Annotated in this window: 16 protein-coding genes; 4 read left to right on the plus strand and 12 right to left on the minus strand. The window is 62.8% G+C overall.

The genetic code is table 11. The features are described from left to right. Positions 1–48: 48 nt before the first annotated feature. The 5 genes from pstS to AC1KAR_RS02450 form a co-directional block, all read right to left on the minus strand. Complete coding sequence (gene pstS / locus AC1KAR_RS02430; protein ID WP_480314352.1) at positions 49–1,086, minus strand: phosphate ABC transporter substrate-binding protein PstS; 1,038 nt, start codon at positions 1,084–1,086, stop codon at positions 49–51. 132 nt (positions 1,087–1,218) lie between these two features. Then, complete coding sequence (gene glmM, locus AC1KAR_RS02435; protein ID WP_480314353.1) at positions 1,219–2,547, minus strand: phosphoglucosamine mutase; 1,329 nt, start codon at positions 2,545–2,547, stop codon at positions 1,219–1,221. Between the two features lie 32 nt (positions 2,548–2,579). After that, complete coding sequence (folP, locus tag AC1KAR_RS02440) at positions 2,580–3,434, minus strand: dihydropteroate synthase (protein WP_480314355.1); 855 nt, start codon at positions 3,432–3,434, stop codon at positions 2,580–2,582. 92 nt (positions 3,435–3,526) lie between these two features. After that, positions 3,527–5,410 carry an ATP-dependent zinc metalloprotease FtsH gene (gene ftsH / locus AC1KAR_RS02445; protein WP_480314357.1) on the minus strand — a complete coding sequence of 628 codons (1,884 nt, stop codon included), beginning with the start codon at positions 5,408–5,410 and terminating at the stop codon, positions 3,527–3,529. A gap of 159 nt (positions 5,411–5,569) precedes the next feature. After that, a complete protein-coding gene (locus AC1KAR_RS02450; protein ID WP_480314359.1) occupies positions 5,570–6,250 on the minus strand; it encodes an RlmE family RNA methyltransferase in 681 nt (226 codons plus the stop codon). A 32-nt stretch (positions 6,251–6,282) separates the two neighbouring features. Here AC1KAR_RS02450 and AC1KAR_RS02455 point away from each other — a divergent pair, with 32 nt between their 5' ends. Continuing rightward, positions 6,283–6,756: a YhbY family RNA-binding protein gene (locus AC1KAR_RS02455; protein WP_480314361.1), complete on the plus strand. Its 474-nt coding sequence runs from the start codon at positions 6,283–6,285 to the stop codon at positions 6,754–6,756. A 16-nt stretch (positions 6,757–6,772) separates the two neighbouring features. Here AC1KAR_RS02455 and AC1KAR_RS02460 read toward each other — a convergent pair whose 3' ends face one another. The 4 genes from AC1KAR_RS02460 to carA form a co-directional block, all read right to left on the minus strand. Further along, a complete protein-coding gene (locus AC1KAR_RS02460; RefSeq protein WP_480314363.1) occupies positions 6,773–7,222 on the minus strand; it encodes a DUF4149 domain-containing protein in 450 nt (149 codons plus the stop codon). Between the two features lie 11 nt (positions 7,223–7,233). After that, complete coding sequence (gene greA / locus AC1KAR_RS02465) at positions 7,234–7,710, minus strand: transcription elongation factor GreA (protein WP_480317729.1); 477 nt, start codon at positions 7,708–7,710, stop codon at positions 7,234–7,236. An 89-nt stretch (positions 7,711–7,799) separates the two neighbouring features. After that, the gene (gene carB / locus AC1KAR_RS02470) at positions 7,800–11,054 is read right to left on the minus strand and encodes a carbamoyl-phosphate synthase large subunit (RefSeq protein WP_480314365.1); all 3,255 of its coding nucleotides are present in this window, start codon (positions 11,052–11,054) and stop codon (positions 7,800–7,802) included. Beyond that, complete coding sequence (gene carA, locus AC1KAR_RS02475) at positions 11,047–12,204, minus strand: glutamine-hydrolyzing carbamoyl-phosphate synthase small subunit (protein ID WP_480317731.1); 1,158 nt, start codon at positions 12,202–12,204, stop codon at positions 11,047–11,049. The genes carB and carA overlap by 8 nt, the downstream gene beginning before the upstream one ends. A 288-nt stretch (positions 12,205–12,492) precedes the next feature. On the opposite strand from carA, the gene bfr reads away from it, so the two are divergent. Together bfr and AC1KAR_RS02485 are read left to right on the plus strand one after the other, a co-directional pair. Continuing rightward, entirely contained in the window at positions 12,493–12,972 is a 480-nt protein-coding gene (gene bfr, locus AC1KAR_RS02480) for a bacterioferritin (protein ID WP_480314367.1), read from the plus strand. 127 nt (positions 12,973–13,099) lie between these two features. Next, the gene (locus tag AC1KAR_RS02485; protein ID WP_480314369.1) at positions 13,100–13,318 is read left to right on the plus strand and encodes a (2Fe-2S)-binding protein; all 219 of its coding nucleotides are present in this window, start codon (positions 13,100–13,102) and stop codon (positions 13,316–13,318) included. Positions 13,319–13,336: 18 nt separating this feature from the next. Here AC1KAR_RS02485 and AC1KAR_RS02490 read toward each other — a convergent pair whose 3' ends face one another. After that, positions 13,337–13,750 (minus strand): GlcG/HbpS family heme-binding protein, encoded by a 414-nt coding sequence (locus tag AC1KAR_RS02490; protein ID WP_480314370.1) that lies wholly within the window; start codon positions 13,748–13,750, stop codon positions 13,337–13,339. Between the two features lie 142 nt (positions 13,751–13,892). On the opposite strand from AC1KAR_RS02490, the gene AC1KAR_RS02495 reads away from it, so the two are divergent. Further along, entirely contained in the window at positions 13,893–14,594 is a 702-nt protein-coding gene (locus AC1KAR_RS02495) for a Bax inhibitor-1/YccA family protein (protein WP_480314372.1), read from the plus strand. 81 nt (positions 14,595–14,675) lie between these two features. Here AC1KAR_RS02495 and rlmD read toward each other — a convergent pair whose 3' ends face one another. Together rlmD and rpoS are read right to left on the minus strand one after the other, a co-directional pair. Next, positions 14,676–16,028 (minus strand): 23S rRNA (uracil(1939)-C(5))-methyltransferase RlmD, encoded by a 1,353-nt coding sequence (gene rlmD / locus AC1KAR_RS02500; RefSeq protein ID WP_480314373.1) that lies wholly within the window; start codon positions 16,026–16,028, stop codon positions 14,676–14,678. Positions 16,029–16,058: 30 nt separating this feature from the next. Then, positions 16,059–17,021, minus strand: coding sequence for an RNA polymerase sigma factor RpoS (gene rpoS, locus AC1KAR_RS02505; protein ID WP_480314375.1), 963 nt, complete (start codon positions 17,019–17,021; stop codon positions 16,059–16,061). Positions 17,022–17,042 lie beyond the last annotated feature (21 nt).

The raw sequence follows: 17,042 nt of genomic DNA on the forward strand, positions 1-17,042 counted from the left end.
CTGGGGAGCGCACGCCGCTTGTGCGTCAGACGCAGGAACAACCGATGGTCAGTTCGAGGCGACGGCCTTGCCAGCGCCGTCCTTTACCTCGGCCCATTGCTTGCGGACCAGGTCCTTGACCGACGCCGGCAGAGCCACGTACTCCAGATCGGCGGCAGCCTGGTCTCCATGCACATAAGCCCAGTCGAAGAACTTCAGGGCAGCCGCGGCCTGGGCCGGCTTGTCCTGTTGCTTGTGCATCATGATGAAGGTGGCCGCAGTGATGGGCCAGGCATCCTTGCCAGGCTGCTCGGTCAGGACCTGATAGAAGCTCTTTGCCCAGTCCGCACCGGCAGCAGCCGCCTTGAAGGTTGCGTCGTCAGGAGCGACAAAGTTGCCGTCCTTGTTCTTCAACAGCACGTGCGACATCTTGTTTTGCTTGGCGTAGGCGTACTCCACGTAGCCGATCGAGTTCGGCAGGCGTTGCACGAAAGCCGAAACGCCTTCGTTGCCCTTGCCGCCCGCACCGGTCGGCCAGTTCACGGCCGTGCCCTCACCTACCTTTTCCTTCCACTCGGCGTTGACCTTCGAGAGGTAGTTGGTGAAGTTGAAGCTGGTGCCCGAACCGTCAGCGCGGCGCACCACGGAGATGGCGGCATCCGGCAGCTTGACGCCCGGGTTGAGGCCCGTCACAGCTGCATCGTTCCACTTGGTGATCTTGCCGAGGTAGATGTCACCCAGCACCTGGCCGGTCAACTTGATCTGGCCGGGCGTGATGCCGGCGATGTTGACGACGGGCACCACACCGCCGATGACGGTCGGGAACTGGATCAGGCCGCTCTTGGCGAGATCGTCGTCCTTCAGGGGCGCGTCGGAGGCGCCGAAGTCGACCGTCTTGGCCTGGATCTGCTTCATACCGGCGCTGGAGCCGACGGACTGGTAGTTGATCCGGGCGCCGGTGGCCTTGTTGTACGAGTCGGCCCACTTGGCGTAGACAGGGGCCGGGAACGAGGCGCCGGCGCCGGTAACGTCTTGCGCCAGGGTGGCAAACGGCACGAGGCCCAAGGCTGCGGAAATGGCTGCAACGCGCAGCGTGATCTTGTTCATGTGAGCACCTTTCCAGACGACTGGTTGTGGAATGGCGCCACTGTAAGAATCACATATGACAGCGTCGTGACACGCCGGAGCGACTTGTCATCGTCACGCAAACGTCATGCAACAGTCACAAGCCCCGTTCGGTCAGCGAAACAAGGCGGCGAGCCGATCCGCACAAGCCCTGGCCTGGGCCGAATCTCGGGCTTCGACCATCACGCGGACCAGCGGCTCCGTGCCAGAGGGGCGGATCAGCACACGGCCTGCGTCACCCAGGTCGCGCTCCACTTCGGCCTGGGTCTCGGCCAAGCGAGGGGCCAGCTTCCAGTCCTGGCCAGGCTGCAGCTTCACATTGACGAGCACTTGCGGAAAAAGCCGCACCGGCGCCAACAACTCGGCCAGCGTCTTGCCACTGCGGCTGACGCTTTGCAGCACCTGCAGCGCGCTGACGATGCCGTCGCCCGTCGTGTGCTTGTCGAGCGCCAGCAGATGGCCGGAGCCTTCGCCGCCGAGAAGCCAGCCACGGGCGGCGAGCTCTTCGAGCACGTAGCGGTCGCCAACCTTGGCCCGCACAAATTCGACATCCAATGCCTTGAGGGCAAGTTCCACGGCCTTGTTAGTCATCAAGGTGCCCACGGCACCCGGCACCCGCTGCCCTTGCGCAAGGCGGTCGACCACCATCACGTACAGCAGTTCATCGCCGTTGTAGAGGCGGCCAGAGCTGTCGACCAGTTGCAAACGGTCGGCATCACCGTCGAGCGCCACGCCGTAATCCGCCTTGTGCTCCTTGACCGCTTGCACCAGCGCGGCCGGTGCCGTGGCACCGAAACCGGCGTTGATGTTGATCCCATCGGGGCTGCAGCCAATGCCGACCACCTCGGCCCCGAGTTCGTGAAAGACCTCGGGCGCGATCTGGTAGGCCGCGCCATGCGCCGCATCGACGACGACCTTCAGCCCCTTCAGCGACAAATCGTTGGCAAACGTGCTCTTGCAGAACTCGACGTAGCGCCCGCGGGCGTCGTCGATCCGTCGGGCCTTGCCCAATTGAGCGGATTCCACGCAGCCCAGGTCCTGCTCCAGGGCCGACTCGACATCGCGCTCCCAGGAGTCCGGCAGCTTCTCGCCCGCGGCCGAGAAGAACTTGATGCCGTTGTCGGGGTAGGCGTTGTGCGACGCACTGATCACGACGCCCAGGTCCAGCCTCAAGGCGCGAGTCAGGTACGCGACCCCCGGTGTCGGGAGCGGCCCGGTGAGCAGCACATCGACACCGGCAGAAGCGAACCCGGCCTCCAGCGCGGATTCGATCATGTAGCCCGAGATGCGGGTGTCCTTGCCAATCAGCACGCTCGGGCGCGCGATCTTCGCCTTCAGCACGCGCCCCACGGCGTAACCGAGGCGCAGCATGAAGTCGGGCGTGATGGGTGACTGGCCCACGGTCCCGCGAATGCCGTCCGTGCCGAAATAGGTTCTGCTCATATAAGTACGCCCCTCGTTGGGGCCCGATTGTGTCAGTGCGAGCTGGCCGGTTGCGCGCTCAGCAAACCCGCCGCCGTCACCACCTTGAGGGCATCGACGGTGGCGCCAACGTCGTGAACTCGCAGGATCTTGGCGCCGCGCTGTGCCGCCGCCACGGCCGCCGCCACGCTTGCGGCCAGACGGTCGCCAGGTGGCCTGCCCGTCAGTGTGCCCAGGCTGCTCTTGCGCGACCAGCCGAGCAGCAAGGGGTAGCCCAGACGCAAGAGTTCGTGCTGACGCGCAAGCAATTCGAAGTTGTGCTCGACGGTCTTGCCGAAACCGATCCCGGGATCGAGTGCGATGCGTTGGGAAGCGACCCCCGCAGACAGAAGGCCACGCGCCCGCTCGTCGAGAAACTGCGCCACCTCATCCAGCACATCGCCATAAATCGGCTTCGCCTGCATCGACAGCGGCTCGCCTTGCATGTGCATCAGGCAGACGCCACACGAATCGTGGGCCGCCACCGCTTCCAGAGCGCCAGGCCATCGCAGGGCGTAGATGTCGTTGACGATGTCTGCACCGAGGTCGAGCGCTGCGCGCATGACCTCGGGCTTGTAGGTGTCGATCGAAATCGGGGCGCCAAGCGTCACCGCCTCGCGCAGAACCGGGAGCAAGCGATCGAGTTCCTCGTCCAACGGCAGGGCCTCCGCCCCCGGACGGCTGGACTCGGCCCCCAGATCAAGGATGTCTGCCCCCTCTGCAAGGAGCCGCTCGCAATGAGCCAGCGCACCCGAGGCCGTGGCGAATCGGCCGCCGTCCGAGAACGAATCGGGCGTCAGGTTGACGATGCCCATCACCTGCGGTCGACTCAGGTCGATGCGAAATCGAGTGGTCTGCCAAGCTGACATGCGGCCTCGCTGCCAAGAAGGGTCGCGCTGGAACGTCGCAACAAACAAAAACGGGGCCGAAGCCCCGTGGTCACTTCAGATGCCTGAGCGCATCAGGCCGCTGCCGGTGCGCCGTCCGGCTTGACCGGGGGCGTCGGGCCGCCGGGCTTGCTGGTCGTCGACGACCAATCCTTCGGCGGGCGCGGCGGCTTGTCGCTCATGATGTCGTCGATCTGATCGCTGTCGATGGTTTCCCATTCGAGCAGGGCCTTGGCCATGGCGTGCATCTTGTCCTGGTTGTCCTCGATGTGCTTGCGCGCAACGGCGTATTGCTCATCGATGATGCGGCGCACTTCCGCGTCGACCTTCTGCATCGTCTCTTCAGACACGTTGGTCGTCTTGGTCACCGAGCGGCCCAGGAAGACTTCGCCTTCGTTCTCGGCATACACCATCGGGCCCATGGCCTCGCTCATGCCGTAACGCATCACCATGTCACGAGCGATCTGAGTTGCTCGCTCGAAGTCGTTGCTGGCGCCGGTCGTCATCTCATTCATGAAGACTTCTTCGGCAATGCGCCCACCGAACAGAATGGAGATGGTGCTCAACATCCGCACCTTGTCGCTGCTGTACCTGTCACCCTCCGGCAACTGCATCGTGACGCCGAGCGCGCGTCCGCGCGGAATGACCGTCACCTTGTGCACCGGATCGGCCTTGGGCATCAGCCGGGCAACCAAGGCGTGACCCGACTCGTGGTACGCCGTGTTGCGGCGCTCTTCTTCGGCCATGGCCATGGACTTGCGCTCCGGGCCCATCATGATCTTGTCCTTGGCCTTCTCGAAGTCGACCATGTCGACCACCCGACCGTTGCGACGGGCAGCGAACAGTGCCGCCTCGTTGACCAGGTTCGCCAAGTCGGCACCCGAGAACCCCGGGGTACCGCGCGCCAGGATGTCAGCACGGATGTCTTGCCCGACAGGCACCTTGCGCATGTGCACATTGAGAATCTGCTCGCGGCCGCGCACGTCGGGCAAAGTCACGTAGACCTGACGGTCGAATCGGCCCGGGCGCAGCAGCGCCGGGTCGAGGATGTCGGGCCGGTTGGTCGCCGCCATCACGATCACGCCGAGATTGGTCTCGAAGCCATCCATCTCGACCAGCATCTGGTTCAAGGTCTGCTCGCGCTCATCGTTGCCGCCACCCAGGCCCGCGCCACGATGGCGGCCCACAGCGTCGATCTCATCCACGAAGATGATGCAAGGGGCACTCTTCTTGGCCTGCTCGAACATGTCGCGCACGCGAGCTGCGCCCACGCCGACGAACATCTCGACGAAGTCGGAGCCTGAGATGCTGAAGAAGGGTACCTTGGCCTCGCCGGCAATCGCCTTCGCAAGCAAGGTCTTGCCGGTGCCCGGAGGGCCGACCAGCAACACGCCACGAGGAATGCGCCCGCCCAGTTTCTGGAACTTCTGGGGGTCCTTCAGGAAGTCGACCAACTCCTTGACCTCTTCCTTGGCCTCGTCGCAGCCAGCGACATCGGCGAACGTGGTGCTGTTGTTGGCCTCGTCAAGCATGCGCGCCTTCGACTTGCCAAAGCTGAATGCACCGCCCTTGCCGCCACCTTGCATCTGGCGCATGAAGTAGATCCAGACGGCGATCAGCAACAGCATCGGGCCCCAGGAAACCAGCATGCTCATCAAGATGGAGGGTTCTTCGTCGGCCTTGCCGGTGACTTGAACGCCGTACTTCATCAGGTCGCCGACCATCCACAGGTCGCCCGGTGACGCGATGGTGTAGGGCTGCCCGTCCCCAGGCGTGACCTTGAGGTTGCGGCCTTGAACTTCGACGCGCTTGACCTTGCCCGCCTTGGCGTCGTCCATGAACTGCGTGTAGGTCACGCTTTCCACAACGCGAGGCTTGTCGAACTGTTTGAAAACGGTGAACAGCACAAGCGCGATCACCAACCAAACAGCGACTTTGGAGAACCATTGATTGTTCACCGCGGCTCCTTTAGCAAATCAATACTTCCGCACAGGCGCACGACGTGCTCCTCGTCCACGGCATATGGGGCGGATTCTAGTTCAGACAAGGGGATTCGCCGGTTGACAGCGCCCCTGCCCTTCAAGGGTGAAAGCGGGTCGAATCGCAATTTGTCACGTTCAGCTTTCGGATGGGGTCGCAATTCTTTTCAGACCGATTCCGACGAGAAAGGTTTCGGCCGACTTGTCTCGCGAGGCCTTGGGTTTAATGGGTTTCACGACCCGGAATGTGTCTTTGAACAGTTCGGTCAATGTGGTATGGCTGCCGCCATGGAACACCTTGGCAACCAGCGCGCCACCCGGGCGAAGGCGATTCTGGGCAAAGTCCACCGCGAGCTCCACCAGATGCTCGATGCGCGCCGCATCCGTCGCGCCGATTCCTGACAGGTTCGGAGCCATGTCGGACACCACCACATCGACCGGGCGCCCGCCCAATACGGCGTCGAGCTCGGCGAGGATGGCTTCCTCGCGGAAGTCCCCCTGGATGAAATGCACACCTTCGATCGGCTCCATGGGCAGGACGTCGAGGGCAATGATCGTGCCGTTGAGTTCGCCCACCGCCGCGCCGCCACTGCCGACGAACTTGCGGCGCACATACTGGCTCCAGGCACCGGGCGTCGAACCGAGGTCGACCACCAACTGACCCGGGCGGATGAGCTTCAGGGTTTCGTCGATCTCCTTGAGTTTGTAAGCGGCACGAGCGCGATAGCCATCCTTCTGCGCCAGCTTCACATAGGTGTCGTGGACATGGTCGTGCAACCACGCCTTGTTCACCTTCTTGCTTTTTGTCTGTGTTTTCATGTGTGTGCTCTGCGCCGGTCGATAATAGAGCCATGCCTGCCCTCGAACTCCGCCCTGCACAACGCAAGGAAAAGCGCGCCGAAGCCCATCACCTCGAACCCGTGGTTCGAGTTGGGGGCGACGGTCTGACACCCGCCGTGATCAAGGAAGCCGATGCGGCGTTGTCTGCGCACGGCCTGATCAAGGTGCGCGTGTTCTCCGACGAGCGCGAGGTTCGCGAGGCCATGTTGGTCAAGTTGAGCGATGAGCTGAACGCCGCGCCCATCCAGCACATCGGCAAGCTGCTGGTGTTGTGGCGGCCGATCCAGCCGAAGGAAAAGGTCGAACGCGAGGACCGTGGCGCTGGCCCCAAGGTTGTGAAGGTCCTCAAGTTCTCCAAGAGCGGGAACAACCGGCCGCAGATCAAGAAGATCAAGCTGCTGGGCAACCAACGGCTCGCTGCCGGCGGTGAAGTGAAGCGTGCTCGCAAGCGCGTGACCAGCGTCAAACGCACGGCCGCCGAGTAAGTCTGTTCTGGGGTGTTCAGCGCGTTGACGACAAGCGCCACGCCAATGCCAAGGCCAGTAGGCCCTTAAGGCCAAAGAACACCACCGAGACCGCGTGCAGGGCAGCAAACGACCACACCCCCTGCCCGGCGCGAGCCGCGGTCATCATCGGCTGCACGGCGAAGTAGCCAAACAGCGTGCAGAACAGCGACCCCAGCGCCAGAACCATGTTGGTGCTGAAGACCGATCCACGGCCGCTCTGCGCATCTGCGCGCGCCAGCGACTTGGCGATCAGCAGCAAGACGACCGATACCGCCAAGCCTAGGTAGGCCTCGTGCTTGAACATCCTGCCGACAATTCGCCCCGCATCCGCGGCGGCGACGTTGGCAAACACCGCCGGCGCTGCGATCGCGGCGATGGCGACAATCAGGCCGGCCCAAAGCCCGGCCAAGCAAGCCCCCAACCGGCGCGTGTCGAGGCCTGCCATCCGGCGCGACATCAGATGTAGCGCACCTTGACGACTTCGTAGCTCTTGATGCCGCCGGGTGCCTGTACTTCGGCCACGGCGCCTTCTTCCTTGCCGATCAGCGCCCGCGCAATCGGCGAGCCGATGGAGATGCGGCCTTGCTTCAGGTCAGCCTCATCCTCGCCGACGATCTGGTACGTGACCTTGGTGCCGGTTTCCTCATCTTCGAGATCGACCGTTGCGCCGAACACTACGCGGCCTTCCGCATTGAGAGCCGCCGGATCGATGACCTGCGCTGCCGCCAACTTGGCTTCGACTTCGAGGATCCGGCCTTCGATGAAGCCCTGCTTGTCTTTGGCCGCTTCGTACTCGGCGTTCTCGGACAGGTCGCCTTGTGCGCGCGCTTCGGCAATCGCCTGGACGACGGCATGGCGCTCAACCGTCTTCAGGCGATGCAGTTCTTCCTTCAGCAGTTGGGCTCCGCGTACGGTGATGGGGATGGTAGCCATGGTGAAACCTTGAAACTCAAAAATGGAACCGCCGCCCACTCCCTTGCGGGAGGGTTGGCGGCGGCCGATGGATGAAAGATCGGAAAAGTCTAGTGCAGTTCCGCGTGCAGTTCTTGCAGGGATAGCACCACCAGATCATCCTGGTGCTTCATGCCCTCCACCGCTGCCTCGCAGCCGGCCATGCTGGTGTAGTAGGTGATGCGGTTGGCCAGCGCAGCCTGGCGGATGTGTCGCGAATCGGCAATTGCCGTGCGCGTTTCATCGACCGTCGTGAACACCAACTGGATCTCGCCAGCCTTGATCATGTCCACGATGTGCGGTCGGCCGTCCTTGACCTTGTTGACAGCAGTAACCGGGATCCCACCTTCGGCGATGGCCGCAGCCGTCCCCTTGGTCGCCACGACCTGGAAGCCAAGTGCATGCAGGTCGCGTGCGACCGCCACGGCGCGAGCCTTGTCGTTGTTCTTCACGGTGATGCAGACCGTGCCCTTGGTCGGCAGGCGCGACCCCGCGCCAAGTTGGCTCTTGAGCATGGCTTCGCCAAAGGTCCGGCCTGCGCCCATCACTTCGCCGGTCGATCGCATCTCCGGCCCGAGGATCGGGTCCACGCCAGGGAACTTGTTGAACGGGAAGACCGCCTCCTTGACCGAGAAGTACGGCGGGATCACTTCTACCGGCGCGCGGCCGCGGCGATCCTTCTGGTCAGCGAGTTTCTGCCCCACCATGCAGCGCGCTGCAATCTTGGCCAGCGGCTGGCTGGTGGCCTTGGACACAAAAGGAACGGTGCGCGAGGCACGCGGGTTCACTTCGAGCACATAGACGATGGCGCCTTCACCCTCGCCCTGGATCGCAAACTGCACGTTCATCAGGCCCTTGACCTTGAGGGCCTTGGCCATGGCGATCGTCTGGCGACGCAACTCGTCCTGCAGCGATTTGGGCAGCGAGTACGGAGGCAAGGAGCAAGCCGAGTCGCCTGAGTGGATGCCGGCCTGTTCGACGTGCTCCATGATGCCGCCGATCATGGTGGCCTCACCGTCGCTGATGCAGTCGACATCGACCTCGATCGCGTCATCCAGGAATCGATCCAGCAGCACGGGTGACTTCTCGCTCACCTTGACGGCTTCGCGCATGTAGCGTTCGAGGTCCTTGTCGCCGTGCACGATTTCCATGGCGCGCCCACCCAGTACGTAGCTGGGCCGCACGACCAGCGGGTAGCCGATCTCCTGCGCCAACTGCAGCGCCTGCTCCTCGGTGCGCGCGGTGCGGTTGGGTGGCTGCTTCAGGCCGAGCTCGTGCAACAGCTTCTGGAAGCGCTCGCGGTCTTCTGCAATGTCGATGCTGTCGGGCGAGGTGCCGACGATGGGCACACCGGCACGCTCCAGGTCGAGCGCGAGCTTCAGCGGGGTCTGCCCGCCGTACTGAACGATCACGCCGACCGGCTTTTCCTTGGCGACGATCTCGAGCACGTCTTCCAGCGTAACCGGCTCGAAGTACAGACGATCCGAGGTGTCGTAGTCGGTGGAGACGGTTTCCGGATTGCAGTTGACCATGATGGTCTCGTAGCCGTCCTCGCGCATGGCGAGCGCAGCATGGACGCAGCAATAGTCGAACTCGATGCCCTGGCCGATGCGGTTCGGTCCACCGCCCAGCACCATGATCTTCTTCTTGTCCGTGGGCTCGGCTTCGCACTCCTCGTCGTACGTGGAGTACATGTAGGCCGTTTGCGTGGCGAATTCGGCGGCGCAGGTGTCCACCCGCTTGTAGACCGGGCGCACGTTCTTCGCCCAGCGGGCTTCGCGTACGGCGTGCTGGTTTGTGCCCATCAGCTTGGCCAGACGCTTGTCGGAGAAGCCCTTCTGCTTGAGATAGCGCAGCTCGTCGGCGCTCAGGCTGTCGAGCGCTCGGCCCGTGATGGCCTTTTCGATCTGCACCAGTTGCTCGATCTGCGCGAGGAACCAGGGGTCGATGGCTGTCTCTTCAAAGATCTCGTCCAGCGACATGCCGATGCGGAAAGCGTCTCCCACGAAGAGGATGCGCTCCGGGCCTGGCTCGCCGATCTCTTCGATGATCTCGTCGCGATCCGTGCTGCGCTCAGTGAGGCCGTCGATACCGGTTTCCAGACCACGCAGCGCCTTCTGGAAGCTCTCCTGGAAGGTGCGGCCCATCGCCATCACCTCGCCCACCGACTTCATCTGCGTGGTGAGGTGGGAGTCGGCAGCCGGGAACTTCTCGAATGCGAAACGCGGAATCTTGGTGACGACGTAGTCGATGCTGGGCTCGAACGATGCCGGGGTGGCACCGCCAGTGATGTCGTTCTTCAATTCGTCGAGCGTGTAACCCACTGCCAGCTTGGCCGCCACCTTGGCAATCGGGAAGCCGGTTGCCTTGGAGGCCAGCGCAGACGAGCGGCTCACACGCGGGTTCATCTCGATCACGACCATGCGACCGTTGTCGGGGTTGATCGAGAACTGCACGTTTGATCCGCCGGTGTCCACACCGATCTCGCGCAGGATAGCGACCGACGCGTTGCGCAGCAGCTGGTATTCCTTGTCGGTCAGCGTTTGGGCGGGGGCCACGGTGATCGAATCACCGGTGTGGATGCCCATCGGGTCGAGGTTCTCGATGGAGCACACGATGATGCAGTTGTCGGCGCGGTCGCGCACGACTTCCATCTCGTATTCCTTCCAGCCGATGAGGCTCTCTTCAATCAGCAGCTCTTTGGTGGGCGAGAGGTCGAGGCCGCGCTTGCAGATCTCTTCGAACTCTTCGGGGTTGTAGGCGATGCCGCCGCCCGTGCCACCCAGGGTGAAGCTCGGGCGAATCACCATCGGGAACCCGGTGCCGCCAATGTCTTGCATGATGCGACGCTGCACCGCAAGTGCTTCTTCCATCGAGTGCGCAATGCCGCTCTTGGCCGAGTGCAGACCGATGCCGGTCATCGCATCCTTGAACTTCAGGCGGTCTTCGGCCTTCTCGATCGCCTTTTCGTTGGCGCCGATCATCTCGACGTTGTATTTGGCGAGAACGCCGTTCTTGTGCAGGTCGAGCGCGCAGTTGAGCGCTGTCTGGCCGCCCATTGTGGGCAGCACCGCATCGGGGCGCTCCTTGGCGATGATCTTCTCGACCACCTGCCAGGTGATGGGTTCGATGTAGGTCACATCGGCCATCTCCGGGTCGGTCATGATCGTCGCGGGGTTGCTGTTGACGAGGATGACGCGGTAGCCCTCCTCGCGCAACGCCTTGCAAGCCTGGGCGCCGGAGTAATCGAACTCGCAAGCCTGGCCGATGATGATCGGGCCAGCTCCGATGATGAGGATGGACTTGAGGTCTGTGCGCTTAGGCATTCTTCTTCTCCATCAGCGCAGTGAAGCGGTCGAACAGGTAGCCAATGTCATGCGGTCCGGGTGAGGCCTCGGGGTGGCCCTGGAAACAGAAAGCAGGTTTGTCGGTGCGGGCCAGGCCCTGCAGCGTGCCGTCGAAGAGGCTGACGTGCGTGGCGCGCAGGTTGGTGGGCAGCGTCGTCTCGTCCACGGCGAAGCCGTGGTTCTGGCTCGTGATGCTGACGCGGCCATCGTCCAGGTCTTTCACCGGATGGTTTGCACCGTGGTGGCCGAACTTCATCTTGAATGTCTTGGCGCCAGAAGCCAGCGCGAGGATCTGGTGCCCCAGGCAGATGCCAAAGGTGGGAATGCCGGTCTCGATCAACTCCCGCGTGGCACGGACGGCGTAGTCGCACGGCTCAGGGTCACCGGGGCCGTTGCTCAGGAAGATGCCATCGGGTTTGTAGGCGAGCACATCAGCGGCCGAGGTCTGCGCCGGGACCACCGTGACCTTGCAGCCACGGCTTGCGAGCATGCGCAGGATGTTGCGCTTGACGCCGAAGTCAAACGCCACCACATGAAACCTGGGGGATGCGAGCGAGCCGTAGCCGCCTTCGAGCTCCCACTCTGTTTCGGTCCATTCGCTGACACCGGTCTGACTCACCACCTTGGCGAGGTCAAGGCCGCTCATCGAAGGAGCCGATTGGGCCAATTCCACCGCCTTGTCGGCGTGCGCAGCAGTCAGCGACTCGCCTAGTGGCAGGGTGAAGATGCAACCGTTCTGGGCGCCCTTACTGCGCAGGATGCGCGTCAGCCGGCGCGTGTCGATGCCGGCGATCGCGACCGTGCCTTCATCGCGAAGATAGTCGGACAAACCGGACGTCTGACGGAAGTTGCTGGCGGCGATCGGCAAGTCCTTGATGATCAAGCCGGCGGCGAAGACCTTCGAGGCCTCGACGTCTTCAGGATTGACGCCGTAGTTGCCGATGTGCGGATACGTCAGCGTGACGATCTGGCGGCAGTAACTCGGATCGGTAAGGATCTCCTGGTAGCCAGTGAGCGATGTGTTGAACACCACCTCACCAACGGTGTGCCCGGCAGCGCCGATGGACACACCTTTGAAGACCGTTCCGTCCGCAAGTGCTAGGAGAGCCTGAGCTTGATTTGGCAGCAATGGCGGGGGCACACGATTCTCCGATTTGTGCGCGCCCAGCTCTGCTCTGCAAGCACGAGTCCGGTTGAGAAAACTGGGGGAGTTTTCGGCAAGAAACAGCGAGAGTTCGCTGGGCGGTGGGGGTTGCGGGTAAACCTTCGAATTGTACCCGAGGGTTGCCCCTCAAGTCCCCTCCACGACTAGGAACGCTTATCGTTTCTAGAGCCCTGCGGCCACTCTGGGGCAACCATCCTTTGTGCAGGGTCGGCTTCGATAATCGGCGGTGATCACAACCTACCGGAGAGAACAATGAAGGGCGACCCGCGAGTCATCGAACTGCTCAATGCTCAACTCAAGAACGAGTTGACGGCGATCAACCAATACTTCCTCCACTACCGCATGTTCAAGCACTGGGGCCTGGACAAGCTTGCCGCGAAGGAATACGCGGAATCCATCGGCGAAATGAAGCATGCCGACAAGCTCATGGACCGCATCTTCACGCTGGACGGCCTGCCGAACCTGCAAGACCTCGGAAAGTTGCTCGTTGGTGAAGAAACGGTCGAAATCCTGACTTGCGACCTCACCTCCGAGACGGCCGCGCAGGCGACCATCAAGGAGGGCATTGCCCACTGCGAATCGGTTCGCGACTATGTCTCTCGCGATCTTCTCCAGGAGATCCTCGACGACACCGAGGAGCACATCGACTTCCTCGAGACTCAACTCGACCTGGTCACCAAAGTGGGGCTGCAGAACTATCTACAAACCCAGATGGGCGAGATCCAAAGCTGACCGGGCGGCCCAAAGCGTGCAAAAGCCCCACCCCCTCGCATGGGCGTGGGTGTGACGCTTGAATTACGAATCATTCCCATTTAAGATCGCACCCAGCGGCCTGCAATTTGGGCCGGGAGCGATTCGAATGATCGTCTGCGTGTGCAACAGGGTTTCAGACCGCGACATTGAGCGCCATGCTCATAACGGCTGCGCCAGCTTTGACGACCTCCAAATGGACAGCGGCGTCGCCTCGTGCTGTGGTCGCTGCACCGATTGCGCCCGCAGCGTGTTCGAGTCGGCTCGCGCTGCCGGCGGCCGCCCCCACCACGCGGCAACCTTTGCGCTGATTCCCGTCGCTGCCTGAGCGGGAGCTGGGCAGCGCTTAGCTGCTGGCTCCCAGTGCGGCAATACCAGCCTTGGCCACTTGCGCGTCTTCGACTGCCTTGACGCCGCTCACGCCTACAGCGCCTACGCACTGCCCCTGCACCAGGATGGGAACGCCGCCCTCGAGCAGGCCGTCGACCGTCGGGACGCTCAAGAAGGCGGCACGCCCCTGGTTGATCATGTCTTCGTACACCTTGCTTTCGCGCTGACCCATTGCCGCCGTACGCGCTTTCGCCGGCGCAATATGCGCCGAGATCGCTGCAGCCCCGTCGAGACGCTGTAGCCATAGCAGGTGGCCGCCGTCATCGGTGATCGCTATGGTCACCGGCCAGCCCTGCGCGACCGCTTCGGCCTCCGCCGCAGAGGCGATCCTCTTGATGTCTTCCAATTCGAGCACCTGTTTCGTCTTCATGAACACTCCTTCAAGTACCCTTTAGCCAGCATGGGCTGTGCCAAGAATCCGCCGAATTCGGGTTTCGTTCAGACCCGTGCAAGGAACTAGAATCTGTTACGTCGACTCCCAGTCCCGGTAGTCCATTCCCTTAGGAGGCTTCATGAACGACAACCTGCAGAACGCGTACGGTTTCACCGGCACGGTCTCGTCCACCGCCCAGCGCAACCGTGTTCTGCGCAACACGTACTGGTTGCTGGCACTCTCCCTCGTCCCCACCGTGGCTGGCTCGTGGGTCGGCCTCCAGATGGGGTTCAGCTGGTTCGGTGCCAACCCATTCATCGGTTTCATGGTGTTCATGGGCGTGGCGTTCGGCTTCTTCTTTGCCATTGAAAAGACCAAGAACTCCGGTCTGGGCGTCGTCCTGCTGCTTGCCTTTACGTTCTTCATGGGGTTGATGTTGTCTCGCCTGCTTGGCGGGATTCTTGGCAACTTCCGCAACGGCAGCCAACTGATCACGATGGCTTTCGGTGGCACGGCGCTGGTCTTCTTCGGCATGGCCACCTTGGCATCAACCATCAAGCGCGACATTTCGGGCCTTGGCAAGTGGTTGTTCGTGGGGCTGATCGGCATCATCCTGGCAAGCGTGGCCAACATCTGGCTTCAAATGCCCGCGCTCATGGCGACAGTCTCGGTGTTGGCCATCCTGATCTTCTCAGCCTATCTGCTGTATGACTTGAAGCGAGTCATCGACGGCGGCGAAACGAACTACGTCACCGCCACGCTGGCGGTGTATCTGGACGTCTACAACATCTTCACGAGCCTGCTGAGCCTGCTCGGCATCTTCGGCGGGGAACGCGACTGATCTCGAGGCGCTGACTGTCCATTGAAAAGGGGCCCGTCGGGCCCCTTTCTCGTTGTCCACCACGTGTGCTCGCCACCCTGCTCAGGGAGTGTCAGCCTTCTCGAAGACAGCCATGCTCTCCACATGCGCAGTGTGAGGGAACATGTTCACCGCACCCGCCGCTATGCAACGGTAGCCCGCTTGATGCACCAGAAGGCCAGCGTCGCGCGCCAAGGTGGCCGGATTGCAGCTGACGTAGACGATGCGCGAAGGCAGCACATAGTTCGCAGGCAAGCTGGGGGCGTTGTGCAGATCGGCCAGCGCCTTCGCCAAGGCGAATGCCCCTTCTCGCGGTGGATCGACCAGCCATTTGTCCGCGGGGCCGTAGCGCACCAGATCTTCCGGTGCCATCTCGAACAGATTGCGGGCCACAAAGCTCGTCTTTGCCTCCAGCCCGTTGGCGAGCGCGTTCTCGCGCGATCGCGCCACCAATGCCTCGCTCCCTTCGATACCCAGCACCTCGCGCGCCTGCGTGGCGATCGGCAAGGTGAAGTTGCCGAGACCACAGAACCAGTCGATGACCCGCTCATGGGGCTCGGCCGCAAGCAAGCCGAGTGCGCGACTCACCAGGACTCGGTTGATCTGGTGGTTCACCTGCGTGAAATCGGTCGGCTTGAACGGCATCGTGATGCCGAACTCGGGCAGCGAGTACGACAGTGCCGCGCCCCCCTCATCCAGCAGGTGGACCGTGTCGGGCCCCTTGGGTTGAAGCCACCACTGCACCTGGTGCTGCCCCGCGAAATCCCGCAGGCGCTTGAAGTCGGCATCACTCAGCGGCTCGAGATGGCGCAGCACAAGTGCGGTCACCCCTTCGCCCACGGCGACTTCGATCTGCGGCAGGCGATCGCGTTGGTCCATGCCAGCCACCAAGTCCCGCAATGGGATGAGCATCGCGCTCAGGCGCGGTGGCAGAACCTCGCAGCTGTCCATGTCTGCCACGTAACTCGACTTCCGCTCGTGAAAGCCCACCAGCACCTTCTGCTTCTTGACGACATAGCGCACCGAAAGTCGGGCGCGATAGCGATAGCCCCAGGCGGGCCCTTCGATCGGGCGAAGCATGCGCTCGGCCTTGACCTTGCCGAGATGCCAGAGAGCATCTTCGAGTGCGCGCTGCTTGGTCGCCACCTGCGCACCCACATGGAAGTGCTGCATCTTGCAGCCACCACACGTGCCGAAATGTCGGCATGCGGGTTCGACGCGCTGCGAGCTCTCGCGGCGCATCGCCACCGGTGTGGCCAGTTCCCAGTTGTTCTTTTTGCGCTGTACGCTGACCTGGACCTCTTCACCGGGCAATGCCCCGTCGATGAAGACCACCTTGCCTTCTGCGTTGTGCGCCACGCCTTGCGCTTCGAGGTCGAGCGACTCGACCTTGAGCCATTCATCTGCTGCTGTCATGGGGCCGATTGTCTCAGCCCCGAACGGCAGCTAGAACACCGAGTCGCGATGGATTCCGCTACGCGCCATGCGGCGCTTCAGCTTGACCAGAGCTTCCTGCTGGATCTGGCGGATTCGTTCGCGCGTGAGCCCGAGGCGCTCCGCCAGTACCTCCAGCGTCTCAGGTTCACGGTCTCGCAACCCGTAACGGCCTGCCAGCACTTCGCGCTCCCGGTCGTTGAGCTCGTCCAGCCCGTGCTGCAAAAGCACGCCCACTTCATGACTCAATGTCAGGCTGACCGGATCGCTGGCGCCCTCGTCGGCGACGCTGTCGAGCATCGACTCGGTGCCGTCGCGGTCGAGCGGCGCATCCAACGAGGCAGGGGATTCCGAAAACTTCAGGAGTTCCGCCACCTCTTGCACAGGGCGTCCGATGCGCGCAGCGATGTCTTCGACCCGCACCGCCTGATCGCCGCCCTGGAGGTGTGACACCTCGGCCTCGATGGCACGCCGTGCTCGCAGCACCTGGTTCAGTTCGCGCACGACATGCACCGGCAGACGCACGAGGCGCGCCTGATGCATGATGGCCCGCTCGATGCTCTGGCGTATCCACCACGACGAGTAGGTCGAGAAACGAAACCCGCGTTCTGGCTCGAACTTGCCGATGGCATGCATCAGCCCGAGGTTTCCTTCCTCGATGAGATCGGTCATTGGCAAGCCGCGCCCGAGGTAATTCTTCGCGATGCTCACGACCAGGCGCAGATTGCGCTCGATCATCGCTTGGCGCGCTGCAAAGTCGCCCGCCCGCGCCCGCGTGGCCGTCTCGAACTCTTCTTGTGGCGTCAGGAGCGGCGCGCGACGGATCTCGCGGAGATAGGTCTGGAGCGTGTTCCCGACTTCTCCCTCGCCCGCGGCCAGCTCGATGTTGTTCGGCAGGTCTTCGGTCGGTGCTGCGTCTGCGCCATCGGCACGGTCACCGCGATCGGCCGCCGGTTCGATGCCGACTTGCAGCACCGACTGCAGGCTCAGCGGCGC

This window comes from Piscinibacter sp. PDB1-1 (genome assembly GCF_056675995.1).